This window comes from Pseudoxanthomonas sp. CCNWLY206-1 (genome assembly GCF_039710385.1).
Lineage (GTDB): Bacteria > Pseudomonadota > Gammaproteobacteria > Xanthomonadales > Xanthomonadaceae > Pseudoxanthomonas_A.
Map to the genome: position 1 here is coordinate 461,400 of NZ_JBDKXI010000003.1, position 20,008 is coordinate 481,407.

General features: G+C 62.9%; 18 protein-coding genes. 10 read left to right on the forward strand and 8 right to left on the reverse strand.

What is annotated here, in order from left to right; translation table 11 throughout:
• Positions 1-143 precede the first annotated feature (143 nt).
• Both AADW18_RS09795 and sufT read right to left on the reverse strand, forming a co-directional pair.
• The gene (locus tag AADW18_RS09795; RefSeq protein ID WP_337343178.1) at positions 144-1,916 is read right to left on the reverse strand and encodes a S8 family serine peptidase; all 1,773 of its coding nucleotides are present in this window, start codon (positions 1,914-1,916) and stop codon (positions 144-146) included.
• A gap of 579 nt (positions 1,917-2,495) precedes the next feature.
• Entirely contained in the window at positions 2,496-3,047 is a 552-nt protein-coding gene (sufT, locus tag AADW18_RS09800; protein WP_337343179.1) for a putative Fe-S cluster assembly protein SufT, read from the reverse strand.
• A 162-nt stretch (positions 3,048-3,209) separates the two neighbouring features.
• Here sufT and AADW18_RS09805 point away from each other — a divergent pair, with 162 nt between their 5' ends.
• On the forward strand, positions 3,210-3,626 hold the full coding sequence (locus tag AADW18_RS09805) for a hypothetical protein (RefSeq protein WP_337343180.1): 417 nt from the start codon (positions 3,210-3,212) through the stop codon (positions 3,624-3,626).
• 25 nt (positions 3,627-3,651) lie between these two features.
• Here the strand turns inward: AADW18_RS09805 and AADW18_RS09810 are convergent, their stop codons facing one another.
• Positions 3,652-5,112: a PLP-dependent aminotransferase family protein gene (locus AADW18_RS09810; protein WP_337343181.1), complete on the reverse strand. Its 1,461-nt coding sequence runs from the start codon at positions 5,110-5,112 to the stop codon at positions 3,652-3,654.
• 114 nt (positions 5,113-5,226) lie between these two features.
• On the opposite strand from AADW18_RS09810, the gene AADW18_RS09815 reads away from it, so the two are divergent.
• On the forward strand, positions 5,227-5,721 hold the full coding sequence (locus AADW18_RS09815) for a hypothetical protein (RefSeq protein ID WP_337343182.1): 495 nt from the start codon (positions 5,227-5,229) through the stop codon (positions 5,719-5,721).
• Positions 5,722-5,831: 110 nt separating this feature from the next.
• The gene (locus AADW18_RS09820; protein WP_337343183.1) at positions 5,832-6,338 is read left to right on the forward strand and encodes a hypothetical protein; all 507 of its coding nucleotides are present in this window, start codon (positions 5,832-5,834) and stop codon (positions 6,336-6,338) included.
• Positions 6,339-6,371: 33 nt separating this feature from the next.
• Here AADW18_RS09820 and AADW18_RS09825 read toward each other — a convergent pair whose 3' ends face one another.
• Positions 6,372-7,157 carry a DUF1223 domain-containing protein gene (locus AADW18_RS09825; RefSeq protein WP_337343184.1) on the reverse strand — a complete coding sequence of 262 codons (786 nt, stop codon included), beginning with the start codon at positions 7,155-7,157 and terminating at the stop codon, positions 6,372-6,374.
• A gap of 277 nt (positions 7,158-7,434) precedes the next feature.
• Here AADW18_RS09825 and AADW18_RS09830 point away from each other — a divergent pair, with 277 nt between their 5' ends.
• The 3 genes from AADW18_RS09830 to AADW18_RS09840 all read left to right on the forward strand — a co-directional run bounded on the left by AADW18_RS09830 (position 7,435) and on the right by AADW18_RS09840 (position 12,182).
• The gene (locus AADW18_RS09830; RefSeq protein ID WP_337343185.1) at positions 7,435-10,383 is read left to right on the forward strand and encodes a TonB-dependent receptor; all 2,949 of its coding nucleotides are present in this window, start codon (positions 7,435-7,437) and stop codon (positions 10,381-10,383) included.
• Positions 10,384-10,758: 375 nt separating this feature from the next.
• A complete protein-coding gene (locus AADW18_RS09835) occupies positions 10,759-11,583 on the forward strand; it encodes an AraC family transcriptional regulator (RefSeq protein WP_337343186.1) in 825 nt (274 codons plus the stop codon).
• 140 nt (positions 11,584-11,723) lie between these two features.
• Positions 11,724-12,182: a hypothetical protein gene (locus tag AADW18_RS09840; protein WP_337343187.1), complete on the forward strand. Its 459-nt coding sequence runs from the start codon at positions 11,724-11,726 to the stop codon at positions 12,180-12,182.
• A 279-nt stretch (positions 12,183-12,461) separates the two neighbouring features.
• Here the strand turns inward: AADW18_RS09840 and AADW18_RS09845 are convergent, their stop codons facing one another.
• Both AADW18_RS09845 and AADW18_RS09850 read right to left on the reverse strand, forming a co-directional pair.
• Entirely contained in the window at positions 12,462-13,916 is a 1,455-nt protein-coding gene (locus AADW18_RS09845; RefSeq protein WP_337343188.1) for an NAD(P)(+) transhydrogenase (Re/Si-specific) subunit beta, read from the reverse strand.
• Positions 13,916-14,224: an NAD(P) transhydrogenase subunit alpha gene (locus tag AADW18_RS09850; protein ID WP_337343189.1), complete on the reverse strand. Its 309-nt coding sequence runs from the start codon at positions 14,222-14,224 to the stop codon at positions 13,916-13,918. The genes AADW18_RS09845 and AADW18_RS09850 overlap by 1 nt, the downstream gene beginning before the upstream one ends.
• Positions 14,225-14,397: 173 nt before the next feature.
• Here AADW18_RS09850 and AADW18_RS09855 point away from each other — a divergent pair, with 173 nt between their 5' ends.
• The 4 genes from AADW18_RS09855 to AADW18_RS09870 are packed head-to-tail and all read left to right on the forward strand — an operon-like array spanning position 14,398 to position 16,183.
• The gene (locus tag AADW18_RS09855) at positions 14,398-14,730 is read left to right on the forward strand and encodes a hypothetical protein (RefSeq protein WP_337343190.1); all 333 of its coding nucleotides are present in this window, start codon (positions 14,398-14,400) and stop codon (positions 14,728-14,730) included.
• A gap of 44 nt (positions 14,731-14,774) precedes the next feature.
• Positions 14,775-15,335: an RNA polymerase sigma factor gene (locus AADW18_RS09860; protein ID WP_337343191.1), complete on the forward strand. Its 561-nt coding sequence runs from the start codon at positions 14,775-14,777 to the stop codon at positions 15,333-15,335.
• On the forward strand, positions 15,332-15,739 hold the full coding sequence (locus tag AADW18_RS09865) for a hypothetical protein (protein WP_337343192.1): 408 nt from the start codon (positions 15,332-15,334) through the stop codon (positions 15,737-15,739). Before AADW18_RS09860 ends, AADW18_RS09865 begins: the two co-directional genes overlap by 4 nt.
• A gap of 3 nt (positions 15,740-15,742) precedes the next feature.
• Positions 15,743-16,183 (forward strand): DUF3106 domain-containing protein, encoded by a 441-nt coding sequence (locus AADW18_RS09870; protein ID WP_337343193.1) that lies wholly within the window; start codon positions 15,743-15,745, stop codon positions 16,181-16,183.
• Between the two features lie 144 nt (positions 16,184-16,327).
• On the opposite strand, the gene AADW18_RS09875 is transcribed toward AADW18_RS09870, so the two are convergent.
• Positions 16,328-17,419, reverse strand: a complete 1,092-nt coding sequence (locus AADW18_RS09875) for an NAD(P) transhydrogenase subunit alpha (protein ID WP_337343194.1) — start codon at positions 17,417-17,419, stop codon at positions 16,328-16,330.
• A gap of 181 nt (positions 17,420-17,600) precedes the next feature.
• On the reverse strand, positions 17,601-19,922 hold the full coding sequence (locus tag AADW18_RS09880) for a DUF1631 domain-containing protein (protein WP_337343195.1): 2,322 nt from the start codon (positions 19,920-19,922) through the stop codon (positions 17,601-17,603).
• Between the last annotated feature and the right edge of the window lie 86 nt (positions 19,923-20,008).

Here is a 20,008-nt window from a genome sequence, read left to right on the forward strand (position 1 = left end):
AGCTTGCTCCGCTGCTTTTGGAGCTTGTTCCGCTGCTTTTGCGGCCACGGCACCTCGAAGAGCAGCGGAGCAAGCTCCGCTCTACAAAAAAATCCCCGGCCGAAGCCGGGGATCATCGCGACGCAGGGGAGAGACTGCGTTGCTTAGAACGTCACGCTCCAACTGTTGATATAGCCTGTGTCCTGGTTGGCGTTATCGTTGACTCTCAGCGTCCATGTGCCGTTGAGGGCTTCGGACGACAAATTGACCGAATAGGTCTGATTGATATTGTCAGCACTGCCACCGCTACGGTTGTGCAGCACGTACACGCTGCCATCCGGTGCGATCAGATCGACTTTCAGGTCACCGATGTAGGTGTGCACGATGTTCACCGCCACCGATGCATTGCTGGGCGCATTGCCAGTACGGCCGGAAACAGCGACCGAACTGTTGACGGTGGTGTTGTCGCTGATGGTGACGTCGGTGCCATTGGTGTAGGTCTGCGTGTTGCCACCTCCGCCGCCTTGCGCCGCCACCACCGCACCGTCGGCATTGGCGATACCCGCACCGCAGCCACCCGAGCACGTGCCGGGCAAAGGACGCGCCGTGCTCTTCAGCGTGCTTTCCACTTGTGCCGGTGTCATCGGCGTAGTGGCCGCGGCCTGCATCAATGCCACCACGCCTGCCACATGCGGCGCCGCCATCGACGTGCCGTTGTAGGACGCGTAACTGGCGCTGCCCGGAGTGGTGGTACCGCTATTTAGCGTGGACAAAATGCTCGCACCTGGTGCCGCGATATCCACACCGGCACCATAGTTGGAGAAGCTGGCCTTGGAGCCCGCGGAGGTGATGGCCGCTACCGCAACCACGTTGGGGCAGTTGGCCGGAACCGCGCCCGATACGTTGACGTTGCTGTTGCCGGCCGCCACCACCACGGTGGTGCCACGTGACACCGCACCGTTGATCGCATTCTGGTACGTGGCCGAACAGGTGCCGCCGCCGCCCAGTGACATGTTGATCACTTCCGCCGGATTGGCGTTGGCGGGTACGCCACTGACGGTACCGCCGGATGCCCAGATGATGGCATCGGCGATGTCGGAGGTGTAACCACCGCAGCGACCCAGCACGCGTACCGGTACGACCTTGGCGTTGAATGCCGTGCCCGCCACGCCGACCGCATTGTTGGTGACCGCCGCCACGGTGCCGGTGACGTGAGTGCCATGCCAGCTGGAATTGGTGACCGGCGAACCGCTGTAGCATTCGTTCGCAACCGGACTCCAGTCGCCTTCATCGTTGGGATTGCTGTCGCGACCGTTACCATCGCGCGAAACAAACGTGTCGGTGATGAAGTCGTAGCCCGGCAGGATGTTGGCGTTGAGATCGGCGTGATTGGTGATGCCGGTATCGATCACCGCCACCACAACGCCGGTACCCGTCGATTTGTCCCACGCAGGCCGCACATTGATGCTGGAAGCACTGGTGCCGAAGCCCCATTGCGAGCCGAGCTGCGGGTCATTGGGCGTCAGCACCGCCGTCATGCGCTGGTCGACCTCCACGTATAGGACATTGGGATCGGCCGCAATTTGACGCATCAGCGATTCGGCTTCCGCACGGTCTAGCTTGCGATCGGACCGCACCACATCGGCACCCACCGCCAGGCGGCGAAGATGCCCAAGACCGAGCGCCTTGCCTTTCGCTGCCGGTACTGCCTTGGCGGCGCTGTTAAGCGAGCCTCGCAGCATCGCGGTATCGCGTTGTTGCGGACTGCCATCCGCGTACTTGACGATGAATTGGTTGAATCCGTCCTGCTGGGACGCACTCAGACCACTCAGGTCGACTTGTCCCGCCATGGCCGGGACAACATACAGCGAGGACAACAGCACGGCGGCTGCGGCGGCAGTCGTTTTGCGCGAACGGCTCTTCGATGAATCTGACATCAGGGATTCCCTCTCAAAAGAGTGATGCCGCAATGATGCGGCGCGTTTTCCAGTCGAAAGGCGCGGTAGCTTCAAATAAGAGCGGTGGCGGCCTTGCCCGTTTCTCCTGGAAGATGCGGCCCCGCGTTGCGCGGGACCGAAGTCGACGCTATCCGACAGATATGCAGTGAATCAGGGATGCGAGCCACACTTCAGCAATAAAGTAGCTGCCATTACCATCCATGCTGCATATGAATGCATGATTTTGCAGGTAAATTCATTTACTTCGCGCAGTAGGTCGCGGGCGTGTGGAGAGCGAGAAGCGCCAAGACCTGGCGTAGAGCGGAGCTTGCTCCGCTGCTCTTCTCGATGGAGCGAGCGCAAGAAAACAGCCAAGCGCTTCACCCAAAATAAAGAAACAAGCGCTCTATCAGAAGCGGCTTCGCCCCGTCGTAGAACTTATCTATCTAGGGATTGGGCTATTTACTATCGCATGCCGTTGCGACGGCATCGTTGCTCCTGACCCGGTGCTATCACGGGGCGCAGCTCCGCTCTACGTTTCATCGACTCGACAGAAAATAATGAGATAGCAAACGGCGCTCAGAGCATCCCGGTTTCCAACTTGGCCGCATCCGACATCATGTGCCGGCCCCACGGCGGATCGAACACGAGTTCGACATCCGCTTCGGCGATGGTGGGAATCATCTCCAGCTTGCTGCGCACATCGTCGACCAGTATCTCGCCCATGCCGCAGCCGGGCGCGGTCAAGGTCATCTTGACGTCGACTTCGCGCTGACCGTCTTCGCGGTGACGCAGGTTGGCTTCATACACCAGACCCAGATCGACGATGTTGAATGGAATCTCCGGATCGAAGCAGGTACGCAGCTGATTCCAGACCAGCGCTTCGACTTCTTCGTCGCTGGCATCGGCAGGCAGGCTGAGCGGTGTCGCCGCTTCCTTGCCGATGGCGTCCGCATCCTGGCCTGCGATGCGGAACAGGTTGCCTTCGACGAACACCGTATAGCTGCCGCCCAGCGCCTGGGTGATGTAACCGTAGCTGCCGGCTGGTAGCGTGACGCTTTCGCCCTGCGGTACCAGGACGGCGGGGCAATCACGTTCGAATTGGACGGGTTCGCTGCTGCGGGAATACATGTCGATCAGATATGGGCGGATGGGGGCCGCGCAAGAGCGCTATTGTAGCCCGCCGCGGTGGAGCGCCGCTTTGGCCCAGCCTTGGGACGGCGCGTGCGAGCTGCTCTCGCCCACCTTCCCTTCCACAACCCTTTATCCTTGGCGTCCCCATCCGGAGTCGCCATGCCCGCTCAAGCAGTATCCCGATCCTCCCGCTGGCTGGCGCCTTCCCTACTGTTGCTGGGCGGCCTCTCCTTCATATTCATCTGGATTCTGTTGGCGCTGTATCTAAACGGCCAGGCCGGCTGGATGGCTTTGCTGGCTGCCGTCGATGTGGTCTTGATGCTGCGTTTTGGCGGCATGCCGCGTAGCGTGGGACGCTGCGTTCTGGCCACGGCGGCGACGATCGGAATGATCGTTCTGGCGAACTGGGGCATTGCCGCCACTCAGATCGGGTTCGCGATGGGCCTTACTCCATGGGAATCGGCAGTCAAGCTGGGCCTCGCCTACGCATGGACGCTGAGCCAGTTGGCCAACAGCCCGCTCGACCTGGTTTGCATGGCCGTCGCGGTGATCAGTGCAGCCTGGTTTTCGCGCTAAGAGGCTTTTCAAAGTCTCGCGAGGGCTACTTTGAGTAGCGTGCGAGCGTCTCCTGCACGCAACGTACGAACAGATTCACGGCTTGCTCTATTTCGCCCACCGACATGCCGGCGTAACCCATCAGCAGGCCGGCACGGTCCGGAGGCCGCTGGTAGTACGGCGCAATGGAATACAAGTCCAGGCCAAGCTCGCGCCCGTGGACGATCAGCGCCTCGCCCCGCGCGGCATCGAAATCTCGCAACCACGCGACCAGGTGCATGCCGGCGCGCGAATCGGCGATCTCGACCTGATCGCCTAGCGCCTCGCGCAGTCCCTTCAGCAGCGCCATGCGCCGCTCGCTCAAGGCTCGCCCCGCCCGGCGCAGGTGGCGTTCGAAGCCGCCATTTTCCATGAAATGCGCCAGGGCGCTCTGTTCGATGGCCGACGTGCCGAAGTCTTCCTGCCATTTGGCGGTGATGTAGTCCTCGCGCAGACCCGGCGGCATCACCAGATAACCCAGCCGCAAGGACGGGAACAGCACCTTTGAGAACGTGCCCACGTAGATCACCCGCCCGCTGGTATCCAGCGAACGCAATGCCGCCAGTGGCTGCGCGTCGTAGCGGAATTCGCCATCGTAGTCGTCCTCGAATACCCAGCAGCCGTGCCGCCGCGCGTAGTCCAGCAGTTCCAGCCGGCGACTCAACGACATGACCACGCCGCTGGGGAACTGGTGCGAAGGCGTTACGTAGAGCAGCCGCGGCGGCGGCTCCGGCAGGTAGTCCAGTACCAGGCCCTGTGCATCCACGTCGACCGAGTGGACGCGGGCACCGTGGATCTGCAGGATTTCGCGCATGGCGGTGTAGTGCGGCTCCTCCACCACCGCGGTATCGCCTATGTTCAACAGCACGCGCGCGGTCAGCGCCATCGCCTGCTGGGTTCCGCCGACAATCAGCACGTCGGCGGGCGTGGTCTGCACGCCACGGCGGCGCGCCAGGTAGTCGCACACCGCTTCGCGCAGTGGCAACAGGCCTTGGGTCATCGGATAGTTGGGCAGCGTGTAAGCGGCGGCGTGCGCCAATTCGCGCGCCCAGGCGCTGGTCAGCGCGGGATTGGTGTACGGAACGCCGTACTGGAAGGCGTAGCGCATCCCGGGAGTGGCGCGTCCCGGCATGGCCGCATGGTTGTGGTACTTGCGAGCGCGCCGCGCGTATTCGGACTGTGGCGGCAACGACGCCACAGAGTCCGATGCGGGTGCGCTTGCGGGCTGCACCGGTGGCGTGATGAAGCTGCCGGACCCCACCCGTGCCGCGACGAAGCCTTCGGCGCGCAGTTGCTCATAGGCGGCCAGCACCGTGTTCCGGGACACCCCCAGCTCACGCGCCAGGAGTCGCGTGGCCGGTAGCCGGGCACCGCGGCCAACGGCGCCGGCGAACATCATTCCCTTCAGGGCGCGGGTCAGCTGCGCGTGCAGCGGCCCTTTTCCGTCCATTTGCAGGTGCATCAACATGCCTCGATTCCAATTGGCCCCATTCGAGCCCAGGAAATTGGACCTTGATAGTGCCACTTTTCTGCTTCCTGATAGGGCCAATTCCCGGATAGACCCCACCCCAGGAGCACACCGATGAACCCGACCGCCTCGTTCTACTTGCCCCGCAGCGCCATCCGCCCGATCCCTTGGCTGTTGTTGGCTGCCATCGGCACCGCCGTCCTGGATCTGGGCTTCGCGGTGTTGTTCTGGGCCGCCGAGGGAGTGCCGGCGATCCGGGTTCTCCAGTCCATCGCCACTTGGTTGCTGGGACGGGCAGCCTACGAAGGCGGCATCGCCACGGCCGTGCTGGGGAGCGTTCTCTACGTTGCCCTCATGTGGATGCTGGCGGTGATCTATCGCGGGCTTTCCCGTTCTTTTCCGCAGCTGCTGCGCCAGCCGGTCCGGTTCGGCCTGGCTTATGGCGCGCTGATGTACGGACTGGTCTTCCATATCGCCGTTCCTCTGTTTACCGCGGCCGGGCCGGCATCGCAGCGCCCCGATTGGATCGTCGCCTGTGTCGTGGCCTATATGGTGCTGGTGGGACTGCCGTGTGCATGGGCGGCTCGTCGCTCGATGGACAGCGAGTGATCGGCGCTCATTTGGCGCCCTTCGCAAGCGACTGATTGGCCCTCGCGCGACAGGGGGCAGATAGGCTCCAATCGGCCACCGCCCATCGGGGCTTTCGGAAAAAATTCGTCATGAATGTTGCGGCTGGCCTCACCACTTCCATTCGTCGCCCCTTGCGTTATGTGGCATTGGGCGGCGTCGCAGCTGGCACCTTGGACCTGATCTACATCTGTAGCTTGTACGCCTTCAAAGGCGTCAGCCCTGTGCTGATACTGCAGTCGATTGCCGCTGGATGGCTGGGACGCGACGCGGCTATCGCTGGCGGATCGGCGACCGCGCTGCTGGGGCTGCTTTCCCACTTCGGCATTGCGCTGGTGATGGCGTATGTCTACTACGCCGTCAGTCGCCACTGGAGAATCCTGGTTGAACAACCGCTGCGCTATGGCGCGATGTACGGACTGCTGCTGTATGCGGTCATGACCTATGTCGTGGTGCCGTTGTCCGCCGCGGGCGGGCCACAAGCGCCAGCGTGGCAGTGGATCAACCTGGCGCATATCGCCGCGCATGTGTTCCTGGTCGGCGTGCCGTGTGCGTTGGCTGCGCGCTCGGCATTGAGAGGGACACGCGGGCATCGCTGAGTTCACTTTCGCTTTGGCTGTCGGCTTGCCTGATCAACGAAGGCAGGCCGACAGCGGCAATTCCAGCGACTGCAAACCAGCGCCCGTCCGCGAGGATTCGGCGAACAACACCAGCCCCAGTTGATCCGCTTCAGCCTGCGGTAGCGAAACACCTACCTCGCCTTCGAAGCGGCCCTCCTGCATTTTCCAGGGACCCCGCAGCGACCGGACGACGCGATCATGGCGCAGCGTCATGCCTTTGTTTTCGCCGGCGGTTACCACACTGCCAAGCGCATTCTGGTACAGCGCCAGCCACAACAAGGGTTGCCATTGCGCATGATCCTTTTCGCGCACGACCGCGCTGAATCGCACTTGCAAACTATCCCCTTGCCGGCGTTCCGCTTGCAATGTCAGATCCACCGGCGGCGAACCCGTTTGTTGCTGGAGGCTGGATTCGAAACGACGCGAGTCGCGCCAATCGACCTGGGTGTCTCGTCCCACCATCACTTGTGGCGTGTACACCACTCGCTTGCCGGCCAACATCACCCGCGCCTCCTGCCGCTTGCCATGCAGCGGGGCAGCGAACCTGTCCGGCCAGCCGATCTCGTCCCAATAGTCCACATGCAAGGCCAGCAGCGAAGGACGCGTCGATGCGGGTTGCTTACTGAGTTCGGACATCCAGCGGTCGGCGGCGGGACACTCGTTACAGCCTTCGGCGGTGTACAACTCCACTAATGGCACCAGCCGTTCGCCGCTATTGCCGAGGCAGCTCGCGCCTGCGTTCTGCACACCAAGCGCACAGATCAAGGCGGCCGCCAAACCACTGAGCGTCTGCTTCATGGCGAATCGCCTCCGGACCGAATAATGGTGGTTGAAGTCCGAACGTATCTTTTGCGGGACCGCGTTGTTGTGCATGCACTGCGCGATCGCATGTCGATGCTCGCCGTCAGCGGATGGATGTAGCCGCAGTGCACGATTACTCAATCGGCGCACATCGGTTCCGTTGTACCTGCGCATCAGAGGCAGTTAAGAATTCGTAATTCTAGTCATCCCGTGCAGGCCGCCTCCGGGGAGAACGCGGCACGGGCTTCTCACGAACCATGACTGGAGCCAACCCATGACCCTGAAATCCTGCCGATTGCGCGACGCGATCATTACGGCAATCGCCGTCGGCGCCGCGCCGATCCTTTCTGCTTCCGCACAGGAAGCGGCACCAGCCACCACCACATTGGACCGCATCGAAGTTACTGGCACGCGCATCCGCCAGGTCGATGTGGAAAGCGCCGCGCCGGTGCTGACCATCAGCCGTGCGGATATCGAAAAACAGGGATTCCAGTCGATCGCCGACATCCTGCAGAACATCTCCGCGGCCGGCGCACCCGCGATCAGCCGCGCCATGCCGCTGTCGGCCGGCGAGAACGTGGGCGGTCAATTCATCAGCATGCGTAACTTGGGTACGACACGCACCCTGATCCTGGTCAACGGCAAGCGCCTGGGCATCAGCACCAGTGGCTTGCAGGATGTGTCGTTGATCCCGACCACCGCCGTCGAGCGCATCGAAGTGTTGAAGGATGGCGCTTCTTCGCTCTACGGCTCGGACGCCATCGCCGGCGTCATCAACATCATCACCCGCTCCAACTTCGAAGGCGCCACCGCGCAGGCTTATTACGGTCAGTTCGACGAAGGCGATGGCGAAACCACACGCGCCGATTTCATCATGGGCTTCACGGGTGACCGCGGATCGCTGACAGCCGCGGTGGAATACCGCAAGGAAGAAGAAGTGTTGTCGGGCGATCGCGCGTTCAGCGCATATCCGCAGGGCCAATGGCACCCGACCCGCGGCTGGACCACCGTCAGCCAATGGGGCGTGATCAACCTGGGCAGCGGCGCCAGTCAGATCGGCCCCGGCGGCAATCGCGTGCTCAACACCGGCGCCGACTGGCGCAGCCTGGGCAACTACCACCTGCAGGACGCCGTAACCGGCACCTCAGCCGCGAATCCAAGCGGCTCCACCGTCGACAAGAGCAACACCAACCAGCAGACCCATCTGCGCACGCCCTTGGAAAGCCGCTCGCTTTTCGTCGATGGCATCTTCGACATCAACGATAAAGTGCGCTTCCGCGGCAACATGCTGTACACCTCGCGTGATGCCGAGAACCAGGTGGCAGGCTATCCGTTCCAGAGCGCCGCTTTCGGCACTCCCATGTCGGTGAATAGCTACTACAACCCAGTCGGCAGCCATCATGGTTTCGCCACGCCGACAGCGGTCAACTTCTGGCGTCGCACCTGGGAAGTGCCCCGCACCAATCTGTCCACCTCCACCACTTGGCGCTTCTCCGCCGCACTGGACGGCAGCTTCACCGTCGGCGAACGCATCTTCGACTGGGATGTCGGCTATCTGTACAACAACAACAAGATCACCCAGCAGAACTACGGCAACCTCAATATCGCGCGCGTAGCACAAGCAGTGGGGCCTTCGTTCCTCAATGCCGATGGCGTGGTCCAGTGCGGCACGGCGGCTGTTCCGATTCCCTTGGCTTCGTGCACGCCGTGGAATCCGTTCATTCCTTTCGGCCGCACGGGCGATGGTGGCTTGACCGGCAATCAAACCGTGCAGGACTTTCTTTTCCAGTCACTCAACTTCACCGGCGAGACCGAAACCGAGGTATTCAGCGCCAACCTGAGCGGTTCGCTATTCACGCTGCCGGGCGGCGATCTGGGTTTTGCGGTCGGCGTCGAAAGCCGCAAGGAATCAGGTGAATTCAATCCGGACGCCATGGCGGTCACCGGCAACTCCACCACGCTGGCGGGCGGGCCCACCCAAGGCGACTACAGCGTCGATGAAGTCTACGGCGAATTGCTGATCCCCGTGCTGGCCGACCTTCCCGGTGCGCAGGAACTGAGCTTCAGCGTGGCAACGCGTTACTCCGACTACGACACCTTCGGCGATACGCTCAACAGCAAGTTCGGCTTCAAGTGGAAACCGATCGAATCGCTGTTGGTACGCGGCACTTATGCCGATGGCTTCCGCGCACCGACCATCAACGATCTGTATGGCGGCGGCTCGCAGACGTTTGCGTTCTTCACCGACCCCTGCGATACCTTGTTCGGTGCCTCGGCGTCGAATGCAGCGGTACGTGCACGCTGCGCACAGGACATCGTGAATGCCAACACCTATCGCCAGCTTGCGCAGGGCTTCACCCCTGCCGGCGCGCCGAACGCGCAGACGCCGGTGGCGTTCTTCTCCGGTTCCAATGAAAACCTCGTGCCCGAAACATCCGAGTCCAAGACGCTGGGCGTGGTGTGGAGTCCTGATTTCATGGATGGGCTCAACGTGAGTCTGGACTGGTGGAAGATCCGCATCGACGACACGATCGTGCCGGATAGCCCCACCCAGATGCTCAACGACTGCTACATCCAGATGGATGCTTCGCGTTGTGTCGATTTCACACGCGATCCCGCGCTGGGCTTCGTCAACAACCTGACCTTCACCGGCATCAACGCCGGCTATCGTGAAGCCGAAGGCTACGATCTGGACCTGACCTACCGCCTGAGGACAGATTTCGGCAATTTCAACATGGCGTGGCAGACCACCTACACCAGCAAGGACGAAATCAAGACCGATACCAATGCCGCGACGTTGCCGCAGCAGCTGGTGGGCTACGCCACGTCACCGGGTTTCGTCGGTACATTCCGCATCCGCTCGAACGCCAACGTGACCTGGACCCAAGGCGCATGGAGCGCGACCTGGGGCGCACGCTATTTCTCTTCGCAAAAAGAGACCTGCCTGTCGGCGGCGCTGTTTCCGGAGGAATGCACCGATCCCGGATTCATCGCCGGCAATCCCGCCCAGACGCGTCCGCTCAACAAGGTGGGCTCGATTACGTTCAATGACGTCGAAGTGCGTTGGACAGCGCCATGGAACGCCACCATCTCGATCGGCGCCACCAACGTGTTCGACCGCGAAGGACCGCAGATGTACAGCGCACCCAACGCCAACGTGCCGTACAACGGCCAGTTCGACATAGGTCGCTTTACCTACATGAAGTATCAGCAACGTTTCTGAGTGCAGTGAAACGCCGAGCCAGAAGGCTCGGCGTTTCTCGTAGAGCGGAGCTTGCTCCGCTGCTCTTGCTTGTCGTAGAGCGGAGCTTGCTCCGCTGCTTTGCTTTTCGTAGAGCCGAGCTTGCTCGGCTGCGCTGACGCAATGACTTCCGGATACGATCAGCGGAGCAAGCTCCGCTCTACGTGTTATCGCGGGGCGCAGCTCCGCTCTACGGAAGCAGTGCTGTCGCGAGACCCCAATTGGCCCTCTCGCGCCCTGAGGAATTGGCTCTCAAACAAGAACGATTGCGGGGATATGGTGGGGCCAATCGCCCTCGCCGCCCACGTGCTCATGCGCCTAATCCATCACACGCTTCGCTTCGGGGATCATCTGGACTTGTCCCGCCAGCCTCACGACGGCCTGCATCTGCTGCATGGCAATGGCCGAGGGGTGCAGGCCGAAATTCCCGCCGGATGGACGTCCATCTGGTGGCCATTGCGAGGCCGTATATCGCTGGCAACGCCGGGCAGCGATTGGGAACTGGGGTCGCGCGATCTGCAGATCTGGCGGGAAGGCCCCGTGCGCTGCCGCTCGCTGGGTCCGCAGGGTTGGCTGGGACTGGCCGGTTCCGCGCAAGCCTGGCCACTCAATGCCACCGCGCATGCCGATCGACTATTCCCTTGGCAAGGACGCATCTGGCGCGACACGGCAGGCCTGTTGCTGAAGCTCGCACGAAGCGCACCTTTGACGGCCACGCCTGATGCAGGCGACCAGGAAGCTTGGATAACCGCGTTGTCCGCCAGCTTGCTGGAACAACAACAATCGTTGCATGCGCTGCTATCGCGCTGTAACGGCCGCACGTTGGCGCGCCGCCGGCAAACCCTGATGCGGCTGCTCCGTGTGCGGCATCAGATCCATTGCCATCCCGATGTCCGGCTGGACCTGGAATGCTTGGCGAAAACCGCCAACTATTCGCCATGCCACCTGATTCGCGTCTATCGCGCGGTGTTCGGCGAAACGCCTTCCGAATACGCAGCGCGGCGGCGCGAAGAACAAGCCTGGCGCATGGTCAGCGATACCGCCCTGCCCATCTGCGAAATCACCGGCATGGTCGGCTTCGAAAGCCAGAGCGCGTTCTGTCGCGCGTTCAAGAACACCTTTGGCATTACCGCCAGCGAGGCGCGCCGCCAGTTGGCCGAGCGTGACGCGCTGGCCGCCTGACGTTCTTGATGGCGATCACCCATGCCATTTCTTCTTTGCACTCCATGTTGCCGCCGACCACTACTCGGCCTTCCGCCCGCGCGGGCATCGAGGCATCGCACGTATCGGGCCGCGCACTGATACGCACTGGAGATAACGCTATGAAACACCTGACCTTGCTGCCACTACTGCTGGCCTGCGCCGCAGCTCCCGCTCTGGCGGAATCCTGCAAGTCGATCCATGCCGATCTAACCGAAGTCAGCGCCACCAATGGCTGCAACACAGGCCTGACATCGTGCTTCCTGGGCGAAGTCGACGGCAATCACGGGCTTCGCGGCACGACGCATTTCGCCGCTGACAGCGCCCGCGCCGGTCCTGCGACTTCGCCGAGCTTCATTTCCTACAGCGGGCCTTTCGAATACCGCACCGCCAGCGGCACGCTGACCATGCGCGAAACCGGCGTTACCACCAACAACTCAGAAGGCGTGGTTACCGCGTACCAGGAGATCGTCCAAGGTACCGGCCTCTACGCCGGCGCCAGCGGCTATCTTTTCGTCAGTGGCCAAAAAAGCGGCGGCATGATCACCACCTTCGTCAAAGGCGAGATCTGCTATCCCTGACGGTATTGCGGCACGCCGCGCGCGCGCGGCTCCGAGCGTAAGCAAACGCTGCGGCAACGCTGGAATAGCGCTGTGATCCGGTTGCTAGTTGACGCAGGCAGCGGAGAGCTTTCGTGTCGATCGCTGGAGACAATAAACCACCGTCGTCCCGGCGTAGGCCGGGACCCAGTGTCTTGCGATCCGGATGGCAGTTGCTTTGACCAGCTGCGCTGTTGAAAAACCATTCAACAACCGAACGGCTGGTTCATGACGTCTATCGTTACTTGAAGCAAAAAAGCCTTAATGCCCGCCGTCCAGCGCTTTCAGTTCGCTGACCAGCGCACTGGCCATCTCGGCACCATCGCCATACAGCATGCGGGTATTGTCGGCATAGAACAGCGCGTTCTCGATGCCGGCAAAGCCGGTGCCTTTGCCGCGTTTGATGACGATGGTGTTCTTGCTGTTGACCACATCCAGGATCGGCATGCCGTAGATGGGGCTGGCCGGATCCGTCTTGGCGACCGGGTTGACCACGTCGTTGGCACCGATCACCAGCGAAACATCGGTGTTGGCGAATTCCGGGTTGATGTCGTCCATGTCGGCGATAAGGTCGTAGGGGACGCCCGCTTCGGCCAGCAGCACATTCATATGGCCGGGCATACGGCCGGCGACCGGATGAATCGCGAATTTCACCTTGACGCCGCGTTCGATCAAGCGCTGCGCCAGTTCCCATATCTTGTGCTGTGCCTGCGCCACCGCCATGCCATAGCCGGGCACGATGACCACGCGTTCGGCGAACGCCATCATCGCCGCCACGTCGCCGGCTTCGATGGGCTTCTGTGCGCCGGAAATCTCCTGCGCTTCGCCACCGCCGCCAAAGTTGGAGAACAACACGCCGCTGATGGGCCGATTCATGGCCTTGGCCATCAAGCGCGTCAGCAGGATGCCTGCCGCACCGACCATCATGCCGGCGATGATCAACGCTTCGTTGCCCAGCACATAGCCTTCGAACGCCACAGCCAGACCGGTGAGCGCGTTGTACAGCGAAATCACCACCGGCATGTCGGCGCCACCGATCGGCAACGTCATCAGCACGCCCAGCGCAAGCGCCACCACGAAGAACGCGATGATCGCGACAGGATTCAAGGTGACCGCCGCCCAGCCACCGAGCACGGCCATGGCCACGAAGACCAGCAGATTGAACACCTGCTGCCCCGGGAACGTCACCCGCCTGTCCAGCCGTCCGTCCAGCTTGGCCCAGGCGATAACGGAACCGGACAGCGATACCGCACCGATCGCCGAACCGATGACCGCCAGCGCCAATGTGATCGCACCCGGTTGGCGTGCCGCCAGTTCGGCCAGAGCCGATTGGCTCCAGTTAGTGGTATCGCGATTCATCAGGAACGAAAAGCGCAGCAGCTCGACCGCGCCGATGGCCGCCGCCGAGCCGCCGCCCATGCCGTTGTATAGCGCGACCATCTGCGGCATATCGGTGATCGCCACCTGCTTGCCGGACACCCACGCGGCCGCGGTGCCGATGGCGATGGCCGCAAGAATCAAAGGGATGTTGTGCAGATCGGGCAGGAAGAACGTCGCGATGGTGGCGATCAGCATGCCCATGCCGGCCCAGCGGATACCGCTGCGCGCGGTCATCGGCGAAGCCATCCGTTGCAGCCCCAGCAGGAACAACGTGGCGGCCACCAGGTAACTGGTCTTTACCGCTAGCGAAAGCATTTCCGGAAGCGTCCAGTCCATTACTTGGCTCCCTGCTTGCCGGCCGGCTTCTTGGAGCTCTTGAACATCTCCAGCATGCGTTCGGTGACCACGTAACCGCCGGCAGCGTTGCCCGCGCCCAGCAATACCGCGACGAAGCCGATGGCCTTCTCAAGCGTGGTGTCCGCATGGCCCAGCACCACCATGGCGCCGATCAGCACGATGCCGTGGATGAAGTTGGAGCCCGACATCAGCGGGGTATGCAGGATGACCGGCACCCGGGAAATGATCACGTGGCCGGCAATCGCCGCCAGCATGAAGATGTACAAGGCCACGAACCCGTCGCTCATCCACTCTCTCCGTCAGTTGTCTGCCGCAATGCAGGTGCCGGGACCCGATATCCACGACGCGCTCCGCATCATAACCGTACCTGAACTCCTTGGGATTCATGCAACACCCGGTCAACGGACCACACGGCGGAACGTTTCCTTCCCTGCAACCCACTCCGTCCGAGGACCACGCCATGAATCTTTACCGCACACTGGGTTTGACCGTACTGCTGCTAGGCGCCGTCGGCACCGCGAGCGCCGGAGACCATGGCGACCGCGTCGACCGCCGCCTGGACCGCAAAGGCGACCGCATCGAACACCGCCTGGATGCCAAGGGTGACCGGATCGAGCAGCGTTACGACCAGCGCGCCGATTGGGCCGACCGACATGGCTACCACCACGCCGCCGATCACCTGGACGCCCGGGGCGACCGTATCGACCGCCGCCTGGACCACAAGGGCGAACGCGCCGAAGCCCGATGGGATCGCCGGGGCGATCGCTTCGACCGCCGCTGGGATCGCCACTAAGTCCTGCCGACACTGACGGACAAGCCAGGCCCTAATCTATGTTGATGAGCACCGATGCCCACCAGGAATTCCAATCACCAGCTCCGCCGCGAGTCGCCGCGACGCTGGAGGCATTTCTGGCCGACATTGGTACCCGCGCTTTCCGTTTCGCGGAAGCCGGGCTGCGTAGCCGCGATGACGCTTTGGATGCGGTGCAGGACGCGATGATGAAGATGCTGGCCTATCGCGAACGGCCGCCTGGCGAATGGACGCCGCTGTTCTGGAGCATCCTGCGGCGCAAGATCGTCGACGTGCAGCGTCGCCATAATTTCCGGTTGCGTTGGCTGACGCCCGCGACCGACCGCAACGAGGACACTCTGGTCGATTGGGCCGACCCTTCGATCGGCCCCTCGCAATCGCACGATCAACGGGAGGCGTATACGCGGATGGTGACCGCGTTGCGCACCTTGCCGGCCCGTCAGCGCGAAGCTTTTACCCTGCGCGTGCTGGAAGAACTGGATGTGGCCGACACGGCCAAGGCGATGGGTTGTTCGGAAGGCTCGGTCAAGACTCACCTCTCCCGCGCCCGCGACGCTCTACAGAAACAATTGGAGGATCTACGATGAAACCCACGGACGACTCCCGGAACCACTTCGATCAGCAGGCAAGCCAATGGCACGCCGCTGCACTGAAGGAGTTGTCGCCGCAGACGCTGGCGCGCCTGCGTGCGGCCCGCCACGCCGCCCAGACGCAAGCGCGTCCTGCGCGTGGGCTTCATGGCTATGGACGCTGGCTTGCCGCCACCGCCTTCACCGCAGTGTTGGCGGTGGGAGTAGGCGTGCGCTTGCTGCCCTGGGGCGAACGCCCACTTCCCAGCGATATGCCGGCGGTGCCGATGGCCAGCAACGGTGATGCCGGCACCAATGAATACAGCACCACCAACGACAGCAGCGCCAGTGTGCTGGACGAAGACCCTGATCTGTATCTGTGGCTGGCCTCGGCGGACGCACCGCCGTTGGCAATGGAGTAATCGATGAAAACTTTTTTGACTCGCCTGCTTGGATTGTCGTTGCTGGTGGCCGGTTCGGCACTGGCACAAAGTCCGGCACCTGCTTCATTGCCCGAATGGGACAAGCTGACGCCGCAACAACGCGAGACGTTGATCGCCCCCGTCCGTGACCGCTGGAACAACGAGCCACAGACACGCGAGCGCATGATGGAGCGCGCGCAACGCTGGAAGACGATGACGCCGGAACAACGCGCCCAGGCGCGCCACGGCATTAAACGTTTTGAACGAATGAATCCCCAGCAGCGCGAACAGGCGCGCGCGCTCTACGAGCACATGCTCGACCTGACGCCGGAACAGCGTAAGCAACTGCACGATCAATGGAAGCAGATGACGCCGGAGCAACGCCGCGCGTGGCTGGAGAAGAACCCGCCGAAAGGCGCAGTCCCGAGGCAGCGGGATAAATGACATCGCTCGCATCGGTAGGAGCGGCGTCCCGCCGCGAGCTCTTCCTGTCAGATCGCGCTGGAAGCGAAGAGCTCTTCAACAGCAAAGCGGATCAAAGCTCGCGCCGGGACGGTGCTCCTACAACAACCTGCTAGTGTTGTTTCATTAACCCGACACACGCTCCGGCCACACGGTCTTGGCCAGAAGCTCATCATTCCAGTCGAACTGCAGCGCTCCGTCCTTGACGAACAACGCAGCGAAGTTGAAGACGTTGCGTGCGTACATCTCGCTGGCGTGCACGGCGCCCATGCTGGCCAGATTCAACGGACCGGCCACGGTCACGCCACCGAGCTCGACGGTTTCACCTGGGCGAGTGGCTTCGCAATTGCCGCCGGTTTCCGCGGCCAGATCGACGATGACGCTGCCCGGCTTCATGCCCTGGACCATGGCGGTGGAGATGATCTTCGGCGCAGGCCGTCCCGGGACCGCGGCGGTGCAGACGATCACGTCCACACCTTTCACGTGTTCGGCCAACTTGCGTTGCTGTTCGGCGCGCTCCTCGTCGGTCAGCTGGCGTGCATAGCCACCCTCGCCCGCTGCGCTGACTCCCAAGTCCAAGAACTTTCCACCTAGCGATTCGATCTGTTCACGGGTCTCCGGGCGAACGTCGAAACCCTCCACCTGCGCACCCAGCCGTTTGGCGGTGGCGATGGCCTGCAATCCGGCCACGCCGGCACCGACGATCAGCACCTTGGAAGGACGGATGGTGCCGGCGGCGGTGGTCAGCATCGGAAAGAAACGCGGCGCCAATTGCGCAGCGATCAGTACCGCTTTGTAGCCGGCCATGCCTGCCTGGGAACTGAGCACGTCCATGGCTTGCGCGCGCGTGGTGCGCGGCAGGCGTTCCAGTGGGAACGCCAGAATCCCGCGGGCCTGCAGCGCTTCCGCACGCGCGGCATCGGCTTGCGGCTGCAGCATGCCCACCAAGGTGGCACCCTGCTTCAATCCACCGATCGCCGTGGCGTCGGGCGGCTGGACGCAAAGCACCAGATCCGCGTCCGCGCGGTCAGCGGTGGCAGCCAATTGCGCGCCTGCGTCCACATAAGCCTGGTCGGTGAATCCGGCAGACTGGCCAGCGCCGCTTTCGACACTGACCCGCGCACCCGCGGCGATGAGTTTCTTGACCGTCTCCGGCGTGGCGGCTACGCGGCGTTCGCCCGTTGCCGATTCCTTCAGTACCCGTACTTCGACCGCCATGCACGCCTCGTCATCGGACTTCCGTCCGCCGATGCTAACAAAGCGCGAGGCTTATCGGAGAACGCCGGAGGGTGTTACCGCGTTTCGAAGCGCGACGGCCACATCACTGCCAGGCGAGCGACGCTTCAGGCCAGTGCAGCTTTAAACTCCAATGCTGCTCTGACCCAGCGTGTCCTGGGTCTTAGACCGGCGCGACGCTCTTGCTGGGCTCCAGCCGATCGATGACGCCCTGCATGGCCGCGTCGAAGGCATCTTCGGCCTGGTGAGTACGCAATCGGCCCATCCGCACCATGGCCGCCAACTCTTCCGGCGAGGCCACGCAGAAGCGCACGCCACGGCGGTTGACGAACAGCAGGCGCGAGGAGATGGGGCTGACCCAGGAGAGTTTGCCCGCCTGCACCTTGTTGTCCTTGTCAATGAAGTCCAGCCAGGTGCCGATCTCCAGCTTGCGGAAGTGATCCGCATCGGAATGATCGAAATCCAGCGTGTCGATGCCGCCCACCAGTTGGATGCCGGCCGAATCTTCTTCCGCCGCCGGCTTGGGCAGGATGACCTGCGGCAATTCGGGCAGGGGCTTTTCCAGATCCGGGCGCGAAGCGGCCACCGCCTGCAAGGTGTCGTGCAACGCATCGACCGCGCCGCTGGCGGCATCGGCATTCATGCCGACGCTGGCGAATACATGTTGCAGTGCCGGACGCCACGCCTGCAGCCATGGCTTGCCGATGATCTGGCGCTGGGCTTCGGCGAGTTCTTCAAGCACGCCATCGGCTAGCGCAAGCGCTTCACGCAGCCCTTCGCCATCTTCGCCTTCGCGCAGCAGCGTCATGGTGACGTGGTGCGCCCAGGGCTGGCGCAGGAAATCCGCGATGGCTTGCGGTACGTGACGATTCTCGAGCCGGATATCCAGTTCGGCGGCCATGCGGATGCGCGCAGCTTCCAAGCGCTCCTGGCCGCGCTGGATCTCGGCGGCCCGGCGCTCGGCGATCTCGATACGGCGGCGATGCTGCTCAAGGAACGAGCGGAATTCTTCTTCCAGGGTCAGGAAGATGGCGAGGTTCTCGTTGAACTCGGCCACCAGCCGGTCCACCACTTCCTCGACTTTGGTCAGCAGCGTGCGCTCTGCCGCGCTTTCACCGTTGTTGCCCTCGACGGCTTCGGCCAGCACATTGAGCAGGCGCCGCGCCGGATGGGTCTTCTGGACAAACATGCGGCGGTCCAGCAACGCGACTTTTACGAAGGGCACGACCAGGCGGCCAATCAACTCGCGGGGACGGCCTTCCAATGCGCGCTCGTCCAGCATCACATCGAACAGCATGCCGACCAGATCGATGGCGTCTTCGTCCACCGGCGCCAAGCGCGCCGTCGACGGATCGACCCCGAGCTGCATCGCGCTGCTTAGCACTTCGCTTTTCAAGCGCTGCGCCAGCGACTCGCCGGTGTCGCCGATCGCGGCGCGCAATGTGGCGCTGGGGGTGGCTTGCAGCAATGACAGCACCGAAAGCATTTCGCGCTGGGAAAGATCGCGCTGGGCGTGCTGTTGGGACCCCTGCTGTTGGGCAGTGTGCTGTTGGGCCGCTTGCTGTTCCCGGCCCGTACGGGATTCCTGCAGCAGGTGGTGCAACGCCTCGAGCAGGACGCCCTGGGCCCCCGGACCGGCCGCGTATCCCGGCGGTCCATCGAATTCCTGCCGCTCGGGGCGGTGCCCCGTTGAAGCCTGGATGGCGCGATTGACGCCCGCCATGCGATTGACGAAGCGCGCGGCCCAAGCGGGCGCGTTGGCGGTTTCCTCGGGTCCGAGTTCGTCTTCCTGCGGTAACGGCTTGGGCTGCGGCTCCCGCTTTCGCGCCGCTTGTATCTCGGGCATCACGCCGGCCTGTGCCAATCGCTGGTCCAGGGTTTCATAGATGCGGCCCAGGGCGGGCACCAAGTCGCGCTCGCAAAGCTTGATCACCACAAGCCTGACTTCCAGCGTCAGGTCGCAGGTGGCGAAGGCCTCGTGGATCGCGACGCCGATATGTTCCGACCCGATAGGGTTGTAGTCGCTATCCAGCGGCAGATTGCCAGCGATACGGCCCAGGCGGCGGTCCAGGCGCCCCAGTACGGGTTTCCATTCGCGCATCACCACACTGGCGAGATTGCGCGCGGCCAGGCGCGATTCCAGCTCCTGGTCCGACACCAGGCTCAGGGCATCCTGATGATCCTGCGCGAAGGCCTGTTCTACCGACAGAGGCTCTCCTGCCTCCATGGAGCGCCAGGCTTTGATCAAGTGGCCACGAAAACGGGCGGTGATCTCTTCGCGGCGGCGGCGCAGTTCGCGCATCGCATCCAGGAAGGCCATCTGCGAGGGGCCAGCGCGCTCGGCACGGTCGAACAGGGCGTCGTCGAACCGGCCCAACACCACGGCGAACGTATCCACCAACGGCGGCAACGCCATTTGCTTGGCTTGATCCAGCAGGCGCGGATCACGCCCGGGGCGTTCAGCGGTAGAGAAGGCGTTCGGCATGCACAAGGATCCCCGCCTCGGCAGGCGATAGATTTTCCAGGGGGCGCGGTGAGGGAATCCGCAAGCACATCGTAGGGAATCCGGTG

Coding starts and splice junctions, on each gene's coding strand:
- AADW18_RS09795 (WP_337343178.1), bottom strand. CDS start 1,916: ATGTCAGATTCATCGAAGAGCCGTTCGCGCAAAACGACTGCCGCCGCA.
- sufT (WP_337343179.1), bottom strand. CDS start 3,047: ATGTATTCCCGCAGCAGCGAACCCGTCCAATTCGAACGTGATTGCCCC.
- AADW18_RS09805 (WP_337343180.1), top strand. CDS start 3,210: ATGCCCGCTCAAGCAGTATCCCGATCCTCCCGCTGGCTGGCGCCTTCC.
- AADW18_RS09810 (WP_337343181.1), bottom strand. CDS start 5,112: ATGTTGATGCACCTGCAAATGGACGGAAAAGGGCCGCTGCACGCGCAG.
- AADW18_RS09815 (WP_337343182.1), top strand. CDS start 5,227: ATGAACCCGACCGCCTCGTTCTACTTGCCCCGCAGCGCCATCCGCCCG.
- AADW18_RS09820 (WP_337343183.1), top strand. CDS start 5,832: ATGAATGTTGCGGCTGGCCTCACCACTTCCATTCGTCGCCCCTTGCGT.
- AADW18_RS09825 (WP_337343184.1), bottom strand. CDS start 7,157: ATGAAGCAGACGCTCAGTGGTTTGGCGGCCGCCTTGATCTGTGCGCTT.
- AADW18_RS09830 (WP_337343185.1), top strand. CDS start 7,435: ATGACCCTGAAATCCTGCCGATTGCGCGACGCGATCATTACGGCAATC.
- AADW18_RS09840 (WP_337343187.1), top strand. CDS start 11,724: ATGAAACACCTGACCTTGCTGCCACTACTGCTGGCCTGCGCCGCAGCT.
- AADW18_RS09845 (WP_337343188.1), bottom strand. CDS start 13,916: ATGGACTGGACGCTTCCGGAAATGCTTTCGCTAGCGGTAAAGACCAGT.
- AADW18_RS09850 (WP_337343189.1), bottom strand. CDS start 14,224: ATGAGCGACGGGTTCGTGGCCTTGTACATCTTCATGCTGGCGGCGATT.
- AADW18_RS09855 (WP_337343190.1), top strand. CDS start 14,398: ATGAATCTTTACCGCACACTGGGTTTGACCGTACTGCTGCTAGGCGCC.
- AADW18_RS09860 (WP_337343191.1), top strand. CDS start 14,775: ATGAGCACCGATGCCCACCAGGAATTCCAATCACCAGCTCCGCCGCGA.
- AADW18_RS09865 (WP_337343192.1), top strand. CDS start 15,332: ATGAAACCCACGGACGACTCCCGGAACCACTTCGATCAGCAGGCAAGC.
- AADW18_RS09870 (WP_337343193.1), top strand. CDS start 15,743: ATGAAAACTTTTTTGACTCGCCTGCTTGGATTGTCGTTGCTGGTGGCC.
- AADW18_RS09875 (WP_337343194.1), bottom strand. CDS start 17,419: ATGGCGGTCGAAGTACGGGTACTGAAGGAATCGGCAACGGGCGAACGC.
- AADW18_RS09880 (WP_337343195.1), bottom strand. CDS start 19,922: ATGCCGAACGCCTTCTCTACCGCTGAACGCCCCGGGCGTGATCCGCGC.